Here is a 15861-nt window from a genome sequence, read left to right as displayed (position 1 = left end):
TCCTCACTCCGCCGCTGGCACGGGCTTGCGCCCGATCGTTGCGAACAGGTTCGCCAGTGTCGGGCGGAACATATGCTCCAGCGCGCCCGCGAACAGGATCACCAGTCCCTGGATGACAATGATCATGTCGCGGGTGATGGCCGGCTTCTCGAACGCCAGCTCGGCGCCGCCCTGATACAGCATTCCGAACAGCACCGAGGCGAAGAGGATGCCGACCGGGTGAGCCCGCCCCATCAGCGCCACCGCGATGCCGACAAAGCCATAGCCCGCCGTGAACTCGATCAAAAGCCTGCTTTGTGATCCCATCACTTCGTTGATCGCCATCAGCCCCGCCAATCCGCCGGAAATGAGCATGGCGATGACCGTGATGCGCATCGGCGAGATGCCGGCATAGACGGCGGCGGTGGGATTGGCGCCAAAGGTGCGGATCGCATAGCCGAGTTTGGTACGCCAGATCAGCACCCAGACAAAAAAGCACGCCGCCAGCGCCAGACCGAAGGCAAGGTTGAGCGGCGCCTGACCGAGATCGAGTGACGGCCACAATTCGCGGATCAGGGGCAGCCGGCCTCCCGTATCGAATGTGCGGGTTTCCGGCTGCATGCTGGCGGCCGGCGCGAGCACGTTGACCAGCAGATAGACCATCAGCGACGCGGCAATGAAGTTGAACATGATCGTGGTGATGACGATGTGGCTGCCGCGTTTGGCCTGCAGCCAGGCCGGGATCAGCGCCCATGCGGCGCCGAACAGCGCGCCGCCGGCAACCGCCACGGGAAAGGTCACCCACCATGGAACATAATGGTCGAGCGTCAGGCAGGCCAGCGCGACGCCGAGGCCGCCGACATAGGCCTGTCCCTCGCCGCCGATGTTGAACAGTCCGGCATGAAAGGCCACCGCCACGGCTAGACCGGTGAACATGAAGTTGGTGGCGTAAAACAGCGTGAACCCCACGCCCTCGCCGAAGCCGAGAGATCCCCAGAGAAGAATCCTCACCGCCTCGAGCGGGTTCTCGCCGATCATCAGGACGACGAGGCCCGAGATGAGAAACGCCACGGCGACGTTGATCGCGGGCAACAGGCCGTAGTCGACCCATCGCGGCAACTGTCCGTCGATCATTCGGCCGCCTCCTGTTCGATGCCGGCCATCATCAGCCCGAGCTCGCGTTCGCTGGCGTCCGCCGAGCGCTCGCCCACGAGACGGCCGTCGAACATCACCAGCACCTTGTCGGAAAGCATGCGGATCTCGTCGAGCTCGACGGACACGAGCAGGATGCCCTTGCCCGCGTCGCGCAACTCGATCAGCCGCTTGTGAATGAATTCGATGGCGCCGATGTCGACCCCGCGCGTCGGCTGGCCGACCAGCAGCACCACGGGATCGCGTTCGATTTCCCGCGCCAGCACGATCTTCTGCTGGTTGCCGCCCGAAAAGCTCGCGGTCCGCAACAGGCAGCTCGGCGGGCGGATATCGTATTTCTCGATCTTTTCACGCGCGTCGTCGCGCATCGCGTCGATATCGAGAAAAATCCCTTCCCCGTATTTCGGGTCGTCCTGATAGCCCAGCACGGCGTTCTCGTATTCCGCGAAGGCGTTCACCAGCCCCATGCGGTGGCGGTCCTCGGGCACATGCCCGACGCCGGCGGCGCGCATGCGGGCGGGATCGCAGTCACCGTCCGAGGTGACGTCGCGGCCATCGACACGGATGCAGCCGCTCACCGCTCGGCGAATGCCCGCGATCGCTTCGAGCAATTCCGACTGGCCGTTGCCGGACACGCCCGCGATGCCCACGATCTCACCCGCGCGCACCGTGAACGACACATCATCGACCCGCGTGACGCCGCGTGTGTCGCGCACGGTCAGGCCCTCGACTTCCAGCACCGGACGGCCGGGATGCGCGGGACCCTTGTCGATATCGAGCAACACGTGACGGCCGACCATCAGTTCGGCGAGCCGTTCCGGGGTCGTTTCGGATGTCTTGTGCGTCGCCACCATGGCGCCGCGGCGCATCACCGAGACCGTGTCGGTCGCCGCCATGATCTCGCGCAGCTTGTGGGTGATCAGCAGCACGGTCTTGCCCTGCTCGCGCAGCACCCTGAGGATGCGGAACAGATGATCCGCCTCCGGCGGGGTCAGCACGCCGGTCGGCTCATCAAGAATCAGGATCTCGGCGCCGCGAAACAGCGCTTTCAGGATCTCCACCCGCTGCTGGGCGCCGACGGGAAGCTGACCCACCTCGGCATCGACATCGACCTTCAGATCATAGTCGTCGGCAAGCCGTTGCAGCTCCTTGCGGGCATGCGCCATTCCCCTGGCGAGCGTCATGCCGCCCTCTGCCCCCAGGACGACATTTTCCAGCACCGTGAAATTGTCCACCAGCATGAAGTGCTGATGGACCATGCCGATGCCGGAGGCGATCGCGGCGCGAGAATCGTTGAGAACGACCGGCTTGCCGTTGATGCGGATCTGGCCCCGGTCGGCCTGGTAGAAGCCATAGAGGATCGACATCAGCGTCGACTTGCCCGCGCCGTTCTCGCCGACAATGCCATGGATCGTGCCCTTGGCGACCACCAGATCGATATCGCGATTGGCGCGCACCGCGCCGAAGCTCTTGTCGATGCCGATCAGCTCGATGGCCGGTGTCATGGACGGATTCCTGGGTGAGCGATGCGACGCTTGCCTGGCATGGTCACTCCAACGGACACGGGCCGTCGGCGACGACATCATGCACCTTGATCGTGCCGTTTGAAATATCCGCAACCGCAGTGTCGGCGGCGGCCTTCATGGCGGGTGTGACGAGCGACGCGTTGTTGTCGTCAAGCACCCAGTCCATGCCGCCGTCGGCGACGCCCAGAACGCGGACCCCGGGCTTGAAGTCGCCGGCCACTGCGGATTGGAAACTGCTGTAGACGGCATTGTCGACGCGCTTGCGGATGGAGGTCAGAACCTGACCCGGATGCAGGCCGTTCTGGTTGGAATCGGTTCCGATCCCGAGCACGCCCTTGTCGGCGGCCGCCTGCAGCACGCCGATGCCGGTGCCGCCCGCCGCCTGGATGATCACGTCCGCGCCGCGGCCGATTTGCGACAAGGCGAGTTCCGCGCCGCGCGCCGGATCGGCGAAGGCGGCCGGTGTGTCGCCCGTCATGTTGTAGATGACCTTGACGGCGGGGTTTGTCGCCGCGGCGCCCTGCCGGTATCCGCACAGGAACCGGCGGATGATGGGAACGTCCATGCCGCCGACAAAACCGATGGTGCCGGATTTCGACGCCATGGCCGCCAGCACGCCCGCGACATAGGCGCCCTCGTGTTCCTTGAACACATAGGAAGCGACATTCGGCGCATCGACGATCATGTCGACAATGGCGAAGCCGACATCGGGAAAGCCGGCGGCCGCCTCGGCCACGGCGCCGGCCTGATTGAAGCCGATGGCGACGATGGGCGCATGACCGCGGCCGGCGAAGTTGCGCAGAGCCTGAAGGCTTTGGGCGTCGCGCAGGATTTCGAACTCCCGCACCGCAATGCCCGTCTCATTGGTGAACCGCGTGACACCGGCGAAAGCGGACTCATTGAAAGACCCGTCGGCCTTGCCGCCGACCGAATAGACGATGGCGGGCTTGAACGCCGCGGTGTCGTTTTCCGCCGCATTGGCGGGAAACGCGATCGCCGCTGTCAGCGCGGCAAGCCCAAGAGCCCAGGTTTTCATTGCCAGCACCATGTTGTCCGCACAGTCGCGACGGAGACGCCCATCGGGCCTTCCGGTCGCCAGATCCCGCGCGGTGCAGAGCGCACCGCGCGGGGCTCAGATCACATCGGGCAGGACTTGTCCGCCATATAGTCGTGAACCGCGATCTTGCCGGAGACGATGTCCGCGGTGGCGCTCTCGACCGCCGCCTTCATCTCGGGCGTGATCAGGTCCTTGTTGTTGTCGTCGAACGCCCAGCCCACACCACCCTCGGCGAGACCGAGAACCTGGATTCCGGCGCTCCAGTTGCCCTTGGCCGCGTCCTCGAACGCCGTGTAGACGGCGACATCGACGCGCTTGAGCATGGAGGTCAGCACGGAGCCGGGGTGCAACGCGTTCTGGTTGCTGTCGACGCCGATCCCGAGCTTTCCGGCGTCGGCGGCGGCCTGCAGCACACCGATGCCGGTGCCGCCGGCGGCGTGATAGATCACGTCGGCGCCACGGTTGAACTGCGACATGGCGAGTTCGCCGCCCTTGACGGGATCATTCCACGCAGCGCCCGTGGTGCCCGTCATGTTCTGGAAGACTTCGGCATTCGGATTGGTGGCCTTGACGCCCTGCACATAGCCGCAAGCGAACTTGCTGATCAGCGGAATATCCATGCCGCCGACAAAGCCGACCTTGCCGGTCTTCGACGCCATGGCGGCGAGCATGCCGACCAGATAGGAGCCTTCATGCTCCTTGAAGACGATCGAGCGGACGTTCGGCAGGTCGACCACCATGTCGACAATGGCGAACTGCGTGTCGGGGAATTCCTTGGCGACCTTTTCCACGGCCTGCGCATAGGAGAAGCCGATCGCGACGATCGGGCTCATGCCGCGGCGGGCAAAATTGCGCAGTCCCTGTTCACGCTGGCTGTCGTTCAGGATCTCGAAGTCGCGGTACTCGGTACCGGTGTCCACCTTGTATTTTTCCGCGCCGTTGTAGGCGCTCTCGTTGAACGACTTGTCGAATTTTCCGCCCATGTCATAGACGACGGCAGGCTGTTCCGCCGCCATGGCCGCCGACGACATCACTGCGAGCGCCGCGGCGCCCATCAGGTTCACGATCGATTTCATCCTGCTCTCCATCGTTCCGGACGCCACGTTCCCCCGGGCGCCATCGATTGAACTTCTTTTCGAACGGTCATGCTTCCGCCGCGCCTAGGCAGATTGCGGCAGTTTCTCCGCGGCCGCCGAGGCGAGGCTTTGCGCCAGCGTCTCGTCGACCACAAGATCTGTGATCACTCCGGTGCGCAGGGCCGACAGGGTGGCGGCGGCCTTCGAGACGCCGCCCGCCAGCGCCAGCACGCGCGCGCCCTGTACATCCTCGAACGGCAAGCCCACCGCCTGTTCACCCAGATGCACGGGCACCACCGCGCCACTGATGTCGATGAACCGGCCCATCAAATCACCCACCGCGCCACCGGTGCGCAGCGCCACCTGTTCCTCGGGGAGATCAGGCCCATGCGCACGAGATGGCCTTCATTTTCCAGCGAACCGATGCCAACGACAAACGTATCGGAACGCCGCGCCCTTACCAGCAGCTCCTGCACGCTCGGCTGGCTGAGAAACATGTCCTTTTCGGCGACCGTGGCCGCCAGATAGGGCACAGGCAGATAGTAGCCTTCGCCGCCGGTGCGCTCGACCATATGCTGCACGACATCATAGGGGTTCGCGGAGAGCTTGCGCGTGAGACTGCCGGAAATCGAGACGATTGCCAGGTCTTCACGCGCGACCCGCGGCATGGCCATCACCGCGGCCTTGAGCGTGCGCCCCATGCCGACGCCGATCTGTTTGATGTCGCCGGTGCCCAGCATTCCCGCGAGCAGATTGCCGGCCGCCGCGCCGACGCTGCGGATCGCGGCCTCTTCGCCCGCAGCACCTTGGGAGATATCGGGCGCGACAATGCAGTTGTTGAGACCGAAGGCGCGCGCGAGCTTCTCTTCCAGTTCGAGACATTCCAGAGGGCGGCCTTCGATCTGGAAACGGACATAGCCGTTGCGCTGCGCATGGGCGATCAACCGGTGCACCTTGGCGGGGGAAACCCCGAGACGGGTCGCGATGTCACCTTGCGTGCAGCCGCCGACGAAGGACATCCATGCCGCGCGAATGGCGAGATACGTGGTCCAGTCCTCGCGTCCGTTCATTGTGCTCGCCCGTTCATCGTTGCCGCGCCGTCATTGGGGCAGTCCGTTCATCCTCGCCACGTGGCATCCTGCCCCGACGGATCGGTCAACTGTTGTGCAGACCGGCCACGCCGCCGGCGCCCCTGCCGCCTCATGCCGGGATCCCGGATGGAGGCCCGGCACGGCAGCCCTGCCGGCTTGCGATCACCGCAAGACATTGAACCTGCAGGGTCGCGCGCGCCCGACGCGCCGGTCGGACGCGCGTTGTCCGAAAGGGCCGCGGACCGCCGGAAGGCTGCAAGAGCATGCATCGAGCATCGCCCGGTATTGGCATGGTATTTGCTCTAACCTTCGGTATGGCGACCCAACCGATCCACCGCACCACGGAGGCATGAAAATATATTCATCGGCCGAGATTTCTTTCATCAAACCCATCACGAATGGGTGACGTGGTCAAGGGCCGACTGACTGAATTGCACTGACGATGCGTTGCAGCGGCCTCCGGGATCCTGGGCGCGCGCGCGTATACACGCGGCACTTGCTATTAATCCGCAATTGAATCTTCGTTCGTAGTGCTACATATGCATCGCTCTTCCAAATTAACTTAAAATTAATTATCAAGTATCAAGATTATATTCGTATTTGACCGACTTCACTGTTGGGAGCCTTGGCCGTAAGGTCTTGGCTAAGTTCGAATAGTCGATCATATACTTACGCCAAACGCCGAAATAGAAAATCTACTTATGAACACACGTTCGGTAGGTCTCTATCAAGGCATGGATGGCAGGACGGGCCAAAATCGATCCAGCACCTTGCGCGTAGCGCCGCCCTCCCAGGCTGCAGGTGACCGGATGATCAGGCTGTCGATCCCGCGTGCATAAAGGACCGTGCCGATGCGTCGCGTTCAACAAGTAACAAAAACAGCCATCGCCGCCGTAGCGGCCGCGGTGATCGCCCTCCCCGCGAGCGCCGCGAGCCCGGTCAACTACGACCCGGCGGCGGAAGTCGACGTGGAGTTGATCCTCGCCGTCGACATTTCCCAGTCCATGGACGACGACGAGCAGACCATTCAGCGCAAGGGCTACGTTTCCGCCCTGACCTCTCCGGAAGTGCTGGAAGCCATCCGCATCGGCCCCACGGGACGCATTGCCGTGGCCTATGTCGAATGGGGCGGCGACGGCGAACAATACATTGTTGCCGACTGGCAGATCATCGACGGACCGGACACCGCCGCCGTCTTCGCCTCCAAGGTCGCCGAGGCGCCGCTGCGCCAGGTGCAGCGCACCTCCATCACGTCGGCGCTCAGCTTCTCGGTGGCGATGATCGACGACAACCAGTACTTCGGCCTGCGCCGCGTGATCGACATGTCCGGCGACGGGCCCAACAACCAGGGCGGGCAGGTCACCCAGGCGCGCGATCTCGCTCTGACCAAGGGCATCACCATCAACGGCCTGCCGTTGATGATGAAGGGCACGGGCACCGGCTGGTATCACATGCCGAATCTCGACCACTACTACGAGGACTGCGTCATCGGCGGCCCGGGCGCCTTCACGATCCCCGTGCATTCCAAAGATTCCTTCGCAGACGCCATCCGCATGAAACTGGTGCTGGAAGTGGCAGGGCTCTCGCCCAACCCGGCCAACGGGCGCGACACCGTGATGTTCGCCAAGGGCCGCCGAATGGTTCCGTGCGACCTGTTCAACTGAATACGGTCCCGGATTGTCGTTTGACCGATTGGGGCGGGCGTCCGCCCGCACCGATCGGCCGCTCAAAGAAGTGTCCCTCCCCGCTTCTTTGTTTCCTGGCTGCGGCACTCCGGTGCCGCAGCCTTTTTTTGCGATCACAGTTGTGACAGCGCGCGGTCTTTCTGTCTTTGCGCCGGCGGCGCGCTCTGCCAAACTGCCCTTGGGTGAGGGGAGCGAATCGCGATCGTCCGGACGGTCTTCGGCCAGGTCGCGCTGTTGGACGTAGAGCCATGCGCCAATATCCCGCCCGCCAGTATCCCGCCCGGCAATTCAGCACCGCCTTCGCGGCACTCCTTCTCGCTGTCGGGATCATCCTTCCAGCCATCCCCTCGGCAAAGGCCGAAGAGGTCGATCTCGCCCTGGTACTGGCCGTGGACGTCTCCTATTCGATGGACGAGGACGAACAGCGGCTGCAGCGGCTGGGCTACATCAACGCCATCACCTCGCCGCAGGTGCTTCAAGCCATCGGCACCGGGCTCACCGGCAAGATCGCACTCGCCTACGTGGAATGGGGCGGCGCCACGTCGCAACACACGCTGGTCGACTGGCAGGTGGTCTCCGACCGCGCCTCGGCGGAGCGGTTCGCCTCGGATCTGGCGCGCGCCTCGCAGCAAAGGGTCTTCCGCACCTCGATCAGCGGCGGCCTGTTCTATTCCGCCAGCATGTTCGGCAGACTGCCGCACACGGCCCTGCGCAAGGTGATCGACATCTCCGGCGACGGCCCCAACAACCAGGGATCGCCGGTGCATTTCGCCCGCGACGAGATCGTCGCGGCCGGTGTCTCCATCAACGGCTTGCCGCTTATGCTCAAGCGGATGACGTCGGGCTGGTACGACATCGAAAACCTGGACGCGTACTACAAGCAATGCGTCATCGGCGGCCCCGGATCGTTCGCGATCCCCGTGCGCGACATCGCCGCCTTCGCCGAAGCCGTGCGCATGAAACTGGTGCTGGAGATCGCCGGACTGACGCCGTCCGCCCCCGATACCGGCGTTCCCGGCAGCGCCCCGCCGGTGCGCAACGCCGCCTTCGATCCTGAATTCTGCCTGATCGGCGAGCGGCTGTGGCAAAAACGCATGCGCGATCGCGAGTGGGACTGACAGCGCGCGACCGGCAAAAGCCATTGAAATCTGCCGCCAGCGATTGAAAGCCGGGCGATTTCTTGCCATTCAGGAGAGGCCGCCCGCTTGAGGCCGGCGCAGCGCGAATGGAAGCCCATGACCGAACATCCCACCGTCGCCCTCGTCGCCCATGACGCGAAGAAGGCCAGTCTTGTCGAATTCGCCAAGACCCACGCCAAGCGATTGAGCGGTTTTCGGATCGTTGCGACGGGGACAACCGGTGCGCGGGTCAAGGAAGCATGTCCCGAACTCGACGTGGTGCCGGTCAAGAGCGGCCCGCTGGGCGGCGACCAGCAGATCGGCGCGATGATCGCCGAAGGAAAGCTGACCGCGCTGATCTTCTTCGCCGATCCACTGACCACCATGCCGCATGATGTGGACGTGAAGGCCTTGATGCGGCTGGCGCTGGTCTATGATCTTCCAATGGCCCTCAATTCGGCGACGGCCGAATATGTCATCGACGCGCTCGCCGAAAGCGCGCCCGGTACCAGGCGGCGTGCGGACATGGCCGCGGGACATCAATGATCACATCGACGAGTCATCAGGCGGCATGGCGGTATCCGGTTCTCATCGCCGATATCGGCGGCACCAACGCGCGCTTTGCCCTGCTGGTCGACGCCCATGCCGCCCTGCCCGAAGCGGTGGTGGTGACCACCGAGCAGTACGCGGGCCTCGGCGAGGCCCTGTCGGATGCCGTGCTGGCCCGCACCTCGCTGCGGCCGCGCACCGCGATCATCGCGATGGCGGGGCCGATCACCGGCGACCGCATTCACCTCACCAATGCTCCCTGGATCATCGAGCCCCGCGCGCTGATCGAGGCGCTCGGCCTCGAGACCGTCATCCTGCTCAACGATTTCGAAGCCCAGGCCCTCGCGCTTCCCGGCTTCGGTGAGGACGATCTGCAGCAGATCGGCGGCGGCGGCGTCGTGCCGCATGCCGCGAAAGTGGTCATCGGCCCGGGCACCGGGCTTGGGGCGGGCGCACTGATCCATGCCGCCGACCGCTGGATTCCCGTGCCCGGTGAAGGCGGCCACGTCGAGCTCGGCCCATTGACGGACGAGGAATACGCGCTTTGGCCGCATATCGAACGCAACGGGACCGGCAAGAACGCACGCATCGGCGCGGAACAGATCCTGAGCGGCCATGGAATGGTGCGGCTCGCGCGCGCATGCGCCGCCCTCAAAGGCGTGCCGCAGCCCTTCGCAAGCCCGCGCGATATTGTCGAGGCTGCCGAGAAGGGCGACCCGCTGGCGACGCAGACGCTGGAGCATTTCTCCATGGCGCTTGGCCGCATCGCCGGCGACATGGCGCTGATCTTCATGGCCTTGGGCGGCGTCTACCTCGCCGGCGGCATCCCTCCGCGCATCGCCAGGGCTCTCGACAGCGGGGCCTTCCGCCAGGCTTTCGAGGCCAAGGCGCCGCATGAGGCGATCATGGCGGACATCGCCACCTTCATCGTGCACCATCCGCAGGCGGCTCTTGACGGGCTGGCGTCCTTCGCACGCACGCCGAGCCGCTTCGCCGTCGATCTCATCGACCGGATGTGGCGCGCCGCGTGATGCTGCCCATCGACGCCATTCTACCAGACCTGTTGACGGCGCTCGAACAGGCACCCAACGCCGTGCTCGTCGCCCAGCCGGGCGCCGGCAAGACCACCCGCGTGCCGCTCGCGCTGCTGGATGCCTCCTGGCGGGCGGATGGAAAAATCATCGTGCTTGAGCCGCGCCGGCTCGCAGCGCGGGCGGCCGCCCGTCGCATGGCGGAGACGCTGGGCGAGCCCGTCGGGCAGACGGTCGGCTACCGCGTGCGCATGGAGACAAAGGTGTCCCGCGCCACCCGCATCGAGGTGGTCACCGAAGGTGTCTTCACCCGGCTGATCCTCGAGGATCCGGAGCTTTCGGGCGTCGCCTGCGTGTTGTTCGACGAATTCCACGAACGCAGCCTCGAAGGCGATCTCGGACTGGCGCTGGCGCTGGACGCGCAAGGCGCGCTGCGCGAGGACATCCGTCTCGTCGCCATGTCCGCGACCATCGATTCAGCCCGCGTGGCGGGCCTGCTCAAAGGTGCGCCGGTGATCGAGAGCGAAGGCCGCACCTTTCCCGTCGCGACGCGCTATCTCGGACGCGACGCCAATGCGCGCGTCGAGGACCAGATGACCCGCGCGATCCTCAAGGCGCTTGATGAGGAAACCGGCTCGGTGCTTGCCTTCCTGCCCGGCCAGGCCGAGATCCGGCGCACCGCGGAACGGCTTGAGGGAAAACTGGACGCCCGGACGGATCTCGCCCCGCTCTATGGCGCGCTGACGGGCAAGGAACAGGACGCGGCGATCCGCCCAAGCCCGGCGGGACGGCGCAAGGTGGTCCTGGCCACCTCCATCGCCGAGACCTCGCTGACAATCGAGGGCGTGAGCGTGGTCATTGATGCAGGGCTTGCCCGTGTGCCGCGCTACGAACCGGCAACCGGGCTGACGCGGCTTGAAACCGTGCGCGCGGCGCGCTCCTCCGTCGATCAGCGGCGCGGCCGCGCGGGCCGCACCGAGCCCGGTGTCTGCTACCGGCTGTGGGACGAGGCGCAAACCGCGGCCCTGCCCGCGCACGAGCGGCCGCAGATTCTGGAAGCCGACCTTGCGGGACTGGTGCTGGATCTGGCGCAATGGGGCACGGCGGACCCGTCGCAACTCGCCTGGCTCGATCCGCCACCCGCCGCCGCTTGGGCCGAGGCGACCGAGCTTCTGCGCGAACTCGACGCCATCGACGCGCAAGGCCGCATCACCGGCGAAGGCAAGGCGCTGGCCGGCCTTCCGCTGCATCCGCGCATTGGACACATGATCCGCCGGGCGATCCGCGAGGGGCACGGCGCGCTGGCGGCCAATATCGCGGTCCTGCTGGGAGAGCGGGGCCTGGGCGGCACATCCACGGATCTGCGCGACCGGCTGCGCGGCTTGCGGCGCGACAAGGGTCAACGCGCCAGAGACGCGAAAGCCATGGCCGCGCGCTGGCTCAAGCAGGCGGGCGGAAAAGAGACCCGTCAACCGGGCGAGGAAGAACACGCCGGTCTTGTCCTGGCGCGCGCCTATCCGGACCGGGTGGCGCAGGCGCGCGGAGCCCATGGCGCCTTCCGGCTGGCCAACGGGCGTGGGGCGTTGCTCTCGGAGACCGACGCGTTGGCGCGCGCGCCTTACCTCAGCATCGCCGAGGTGCAGGGCAGCGCGAAAGCGGCGCGCATTCTCCTGGCGGCGCCCATTTCACGCGAGGACATCGAGAGCGAGTTCGCCTCCCACATCCAGGACACGGAATCCGTATCCCTCGACCCGTCGGGGGGATGGTGCAGGCGCGGCGGCAGCGCCGGCTCGGCAAACTCGTGCTCGCGGAACAGCCGCTATCCAATCCCGATCCGGAACGGGTGAAGGAAGCTCTGGTGGAGGCCATCCGCAACCGGGGGCTGGACGCGCTGCCCTGGTCGAACGACCTGAAGCGCTACCGGGCGCGGATCGGATATCTTCACGCATCCCTCGGCGCGCCGTGGCCCGACGTCTCAAGCGCGCATCTTCTCGCAACGCTTGACGCGTGGCTGGGGCCCTATCTGGCGGGCAAGAAATCGCTCAAGGAGATCGCCTCCGGCGACGTGAAAACCGCGCTCGACGGCTTGCTGCCGTGGGACCGCCGCCAAGAGCTGGACGCCCTCGTCCCGAGCCATTTCCAGGCTCCCACGGGATCGCGGGTACCGATCGACTATGCGGCCGATCCGGGACCGCGCATCGCCATCCGCGTGCAGGAGCTCTTCGGCCTCGACCGCCATCCGTCCGTCGCGGGCGGCAAGATCCCGCTGCTGGTCGAACTGCTGTCCCCCGCCCAGCGGCCGATCCAGTTGACCCGGGACCTGCCGGGCTTCTGGCGCGGCTCCTGGTCGGATGTGAAAGCCGAGATGAAGGGTCGTTACCCCAAGCACCCCTGGCCCGACGATCCCACCCAGGCGGAAGCGACGCGGCGCGTCAAGCCGCGTGGCCAATGACCATCCTATTCCTCCGAAAGCGCCAGCAGGCTGGCGTTGCCGCCGGCGGCGGCCGTGTTGATCGACACCACCTGTTCCAGCGCGAACCGCGGCAGATAGCCCGGTCCGCCCGCCTTGGGGCCCGTGCCCGACAGGCCGGAGCCGCCGAACGGCTGGGTGCCGACCACCGCGCCGATGGTGTTGCGGTTGACGTAGACGTTGCCCACCGGAAGCCGGTCGACGACCTGCTGCACCGTGGTGTCGATGCGGCTGTGCACACCCAGCGTCAGGCCGAAGCCGGTGCTTGCGATCGTCTCCAGCACCGCGCCGAGCTTGGCAGGCTGGTAGCGCACCACATGCAGCACGGGCCCGAAGACCTCCTCCTCCAGCGCCTCCGCGCGGTCGAGTTCGATCACATGCGGCGCGACCCAGGTGCCGCCCGAAAGCGTGCCCTGAGGCGTCGCGCCGGCGTAGACCACTTTCTGCGTCTTGCCCATGGTCGCGATGTGCGCCTCCAGCCGCGCCTTGGCCTCGGCGTCGATGACCGGGCCGATGTCGGTGGCCGGATCGCGCGGATCGCCCAGCGTCAGCATGCGGGCGGCGCCGGCGATCATCTCGATCATCTTGTCGGCCACCTCGTCCTGCACGAACAGCAGCCGCAGGGCCGAACAGCGCTGGCCGGCGGAGCGGAACGCCGACATCACCACGTCGTCGGTAACCTGCTCGGGCAGGGCCGTCGCGTCCACCACCATGGCGTTGATGCCGCCGGTCTCCGCGATCAAGGGCACAATCGCCCCGTCCTTCGCCGCCAGCGCCCGGTTGATGGCCCAGGCCGTCTGCGTGCTGCCGGTGAACGCGACGCCCGCCACGCGCGGATCGTTGACCAGCGCCGCGCCAATGCGGCCGTCTCCGGGCAACAGTTGCAGCGCGTTCACGGGCACGCCCGCCTCATGCAGCAGCTTGACCATCTCAAACGCGATCAGCGGCGTCTGCTCGGCCGGCTTGGCGATCACCGCGTTGCCCGCGACGAGCGCCGCAACCACCTGACCGGTGAAGATCGCGAGGGGGAAATTCCATGGCGAGATGCAGATGAAGGTGCCCCGGCCGCGATAGCGGAAACGGTTCTCCTCGCCGGTGGGGCCGGGCATCAGGGTGCCGGCGCCGAACAACCCGCGCGCCTCGGCGGCATAATAGCGGCAGAAGTCCACCGCCTCGCGGATCTCCGCCAGCCCGTCGGGCAGCGTCTTGCCCGCCTCCAGCGCCAGCAGCGCCATCAGCCGGTCGCGGTGTTCCTCGATCAGGTCGCCCGCGCGCTCCAGCGCCTGCGCGCGATCGCCCACCGGCCGGCGCGACCAGTCGCGAAACCCTTGCCCGGCGATGTTGAATGCCGTCTCCACTTCGTCTTCGCGCGCCTCGGTGACGGTGCCCGCGACCGTCGTACCGTCGACCGGGGAGCGAACCGGATGGGCGACGCCGCGCCCCGGCTTGCCGCCGATCAGCGGCACGGCTTGCGGCGACGGACCATCGTTCTTGGCCATGCCGGAAAGCAGCGCATCGCGCTCCGCCTGATAGCCGAACTCGAGGCCTTCTGAGTTACGCCGCGCGCCATAGAGAGCGCCCGGCAGCGGCACGGCGCTGTGGCGGGCGTGGTCGCCCCCGTCGAGCGCCATGTCGGGATGCTCCAACAGCTTGGAGACCGGATAGGCGGGATCGCCGACCACCGCGACGAAGGAGGAATTGGCGCCGTTCTCGAGCAGGCGGCGCACCAGATAGGCCAGCAGGTCGCGATGGCCGCCCACCGGCGCATAGATGCGGCAGGGGTGTCCGTCCTTCTCGGTAACCGCGCGGTAGAGCGACTCGCCCATGCCGTGCAGGCGCTGGAACTCGAACTCCTTCGACCCGGCCGACAATTCCAGCACCTGCGCGACCGTCACCGCATTGTGGGTCGCGAACTGCGGGAAGATGTGCCGGCCCGCCGCAAACAGCCGCTTGGCGCAGGCCGCGTAGTTCAGATCCGTGGCCGCCTTGCGGGTGAACACGGGGAAATCGGCCAAGCCGCGCTCCTGCGCGCGCTTGATTTCCGTATCCCAATAGGCGCCCTTCACCAGCCTGAGGCTGATGCGCCGGTTGCCGGAGGCGGCCAGATCGCGCACCCAGTCGATGACCGCGCCGGAGCGCTTCTGGTAGGCCTGGACGGCGAGGCCGAAGCCGTCCCAATCGGCCAGCGCCGGATCGCGCAGGGTCGCGGCGAGAACGTCGAGGGAGATTTCCAGCCGGTCGGCCTCTTCCGCATCGACCGTGAAATTCAGATCCTTCGCCTTGGCAAGGGCGGCAAGCTCCGCGAGCCTCGGGGCCAGTTCGCGCACCAGCCCCTCGCCCTTCACCGCCTCAAAGCGCGGATGCAGCGCGGAAAGCTTGACCGAGATGCCGGGCCGCTGGTGCAGTTCCTTGCCCTTGGCCTTGCGGCCGATCGCCTTGATGGCGTCCGCGTAGGAAGCGAAATAGCGCTCCGCGTCCTCGGCCGTGCGCGCGCCCTCTCCCAGCATGTCGTAGGAGTAGCTGTAGCCCTTGCTTTCCTGCCCCTTGGCGCGATCCAGCGCCGAGGAGATCGTCTGGCCGAGCACGAACTGGTGACCGAGGATCTTCATGGCCTGGCGCGTCGCCGTGCGCAGGGCCGGCATGCCCATCCGCTTGACCAGGCTCGCCATGATGGTCTCGGGCGTGTCGCCGGGATGCAGCAGCCGCGCGGTGATGCCCAGCGCCCAGGAGGAGGCGGAGACCAGCCATGTGTCGGACTTGGCCTGATGATCGGAGAATTGCGCCGCCGCGAGCTTGTCCTCGATGAGCTTGTCCGTGGTCGCCGCGTCCGGAACCCGGAGAAGCGCCTCGGCCAGCACCATCAGCGCCAGGCCCTCGCGGGTCGACAGACCATATTCGCGCAGAAAATCCTCGACCCCGCCCAGCCCGCTGCGGGTGTTGCGGATCGCCTCGATGTAGCGCCCGGCGGTCTCGGCGATGCGCGCCTGGGCGCTTTCATTCAGGCGGGTGTCGGCCAGCAGCTGGCGAACCATGGCCTCGTCGGCGGGTGCAAAGGGCGCGCGAAAACGCGGCGTGGCGGCGGCATCCGATACTGCGTGCGGCGGAACATTTCTCACGACAAGGTCCT

Annotated in this window: 9 protein-coding genes and 2 pseudogenes; 5 read left to right on the top strand and 6 right to left on the bottom strand. The window is 66.3% G+C overall.

Annotation, left to right across the window (positions count from 1 at the left end; all coding sequences use genetic code 11):
- Positions 1-3: 3 nt before the first annotated feature.
- The 5 genes and pseudogenes from D1F64_RS03040 to D1F64_RS03020 form a co-directional block, all read right to left on the bottom strand.
- Positions 4-1113 carry an ABC transporter permease gene (locus tag D1F64_RS03040; protein ID WP_117411209.1) on the bottom strand — a complete coding sequence of 370 codons (1110 nt, stop codon included), beginning with the start codon at positions 1111-1113 and terminating at the stop codon, positions 4-6.
- Positions 1110-2636, bottom strand: coding sequence for an ABC transporter ATP-binding protein (locus D1F64_RS03035; RefSeq protein ID WP_117411208.1), 1527 nt, complete (start codon positions 2634-2636; stop codon positions 1110-1112). Before D1F64_RS03035 ends, D1F64_RS03040 begins: the two co-directional genes overlap by 4 nt.
- Before the next feature lie 43 nt (positions 2637-2679).
- Complete coding sequence (locus tag D1F64_RS03030) at positions 2680-3693, bottom strand: BMP family ABC transporter substrate-binding protein (protein WP_117414389.1); 1014 nt, start codon at positions 3691-3693, stop codon at positions 2680-2682.
- A 101-nt stretch (positions 3694-3794) separates the two neighbouring features.
- Positions 3795-4790 carry a BMP family ABC transporter substrate-binding protein gene (locus D1F64_RS03025; RefSeq protein WP_117411207.1) on the bottom strand — a complete coding sequence of 332 codons (996 nt, stop codon included), beginning with the start codon at positions 4788-4790 and terminating at the stop codon, positions 3795-3797.
- Between the two features lie 84 nt (positions 4791-4874).
- Positions 4875-5809, bottom strand: a pseudogene (locus D1F64_RS03020) (sugar-binding domain-containing protein).
- A 923-nt stretch (positions 5810-6732) separates the two neighbouring features.
- Between D1F64_RS03020 and D1F64_RS03015 the strand changes: the two are divergent.
- The 5 genes and pseudogenes from D1F64_RS03015 (at position 6733) to hrpB (ending at position 12716) form a co-directional block, all read left to right on the top strand.
- Positions 6733-7545, top strand: coding sequence for a DUF1194 domain-containing protein (locus tag D1F64_RS03015; RefSeq protein ID WP_117414388.1), 813 nt, complete (start codon positions 6733-6735; stop codon positions 7543-7545).
- A gap of 269 nt (positions 7546-7814) precedes the next feature.
- The gene (locus tag D1F64_RS03010) at positions 7815-8684 is read left to right on the top strand and encodes a DUF1194 domain-containing protein (protein ID WP_117411206.1); all 870 of its coding nucleotides are present in this window, start codon (positions 7815-7817) and stop codon (positions 8682-8684) included.
- A gap of 117 nt (positions 8685-8801) precedes the next feature.
- Complete coding sequence (locus tag D1F64_RS03005) at positions 8802-9230, top strand: methylglyoxal synthase (RefSeq protein WP_117414387.1); 429 nt, start codon at positions 8802-8804, stop codon at positions 9228-9230.
- Positions 9227-10264 carry an ROK family protein gene (locus tag D1F64_RS03000; protein ID WP_117411205.1) on the top strand — a complete coding sequence of 346 codons (1038 nt, stop codon included), beginning with the start codon at positions 9227-9229 and terminating at the stop codon, positions 10262-10264. Before D1F64_RS03005 ends, D1F64_RS03000 begins: the two co-directional genes overlap by 4 nt.
- Positions 10264-12716: pseudogene (gene hrpB, locus D1F64_RS02995) on the top strand (ATP-dependent helicase HrpB). The gene D1F64_RS03000 and the pseudogene hrpB overlap by 1 nt, the downstream one beginning before the upstream one ends.
- Before the next feature lie 5 nt (positions 12717-12721).
- Here hrpB and putA read toward each other — a convergent pair.
- The gene (putA, locus tag D1F64_RS02990; RefSeq protein WP_248304738.1) at positions 12722-15766 is read right to left on the bottom strand and encodes a bifunctional proline dehydrogenase/L-glutamate gamma-semialdehyde dehydrogenase PutA; all 3045 of its coding nucleotides are present in this window, start codon (positions 15764-15766) and stop codon (positions 12722-12724) included.
- Between the last annotated feature and the right edge of the window lie 95 nt (positions 15767-15861).

The organism is Breoghania sp. L-A4 (assembly GCF_003432385.1).
Classification (GTDB): Bacteria; Pseudomonadota; Alphaproteobacteria; order Rhizobiales; family Stappiaceae; genus Breoghania.
This window is presented reverse-complemented; position numbering and strand designations above follow the sequence as displayed.

Coding starts and splice junctions, on each gene's coding strand:
- D1F64_RS03000 (WP_117411205.1), top strand. CDS start 9,227: ATGATCACATCGACGAGTCATCAGGCGGCATGGCGGTATCCGGTTCTC.
- D1F64_RS03040 (WP_117411209.1), bottom strand. CDS start 1,113: ATGATCGACGGACAGTTGCCGCGATGGGTCGACTACGGCCTGTTGCCC.
- D1F64_RS03035 (WP_117411208.1), bottom strand. CDS start 2,636: ATGACACCGGCCATCGAGCTGATCGGCATCGACAAGAGCTTCGGCGCG.
- D1F64_RS03010 (WP_117411206.1), top strand. CDS start 7,815: ATGCGCCAATATCCCGCCCGCCAGTATCCCGCCCGGCAATTCAGCACC.
- putA (WP_248304738.1), bottom strand. CDS start 15,766: ATGGTTCGCCAGCTGCTGGCCGACACCCGCCTGAATGAAAGCGCCCAG.
- D1F64_RS03030 (WP_117414389.1), bottom strand. CDS start 3,693: ATGAAAACCTGGGCTCTTGGGCTTGCCGCGCTGACAGCGGCGATCGCG.
- D1F64_RS03005 (WP_117414387.1), top strand. CDS start 8,802: ATGACCGAACATCCCACCGTCGCCCTCGTCGCCCATGACGCGAAGAAG.
- D1F64_RS03015 (WP_117414388.1), top strand. CDS start 6,733: ATGCGTCGCGTTCAACAAGTAACAAAAACAGCCATCGCCGCCGTAGCG.
- D1F64_RS03025 (WP_117411207.1), bottom strand. CDS start 4,790: ATGAAATCGATCGTGAACCTGATGGGCGCCGCGGCGCTCGCAGTGATG.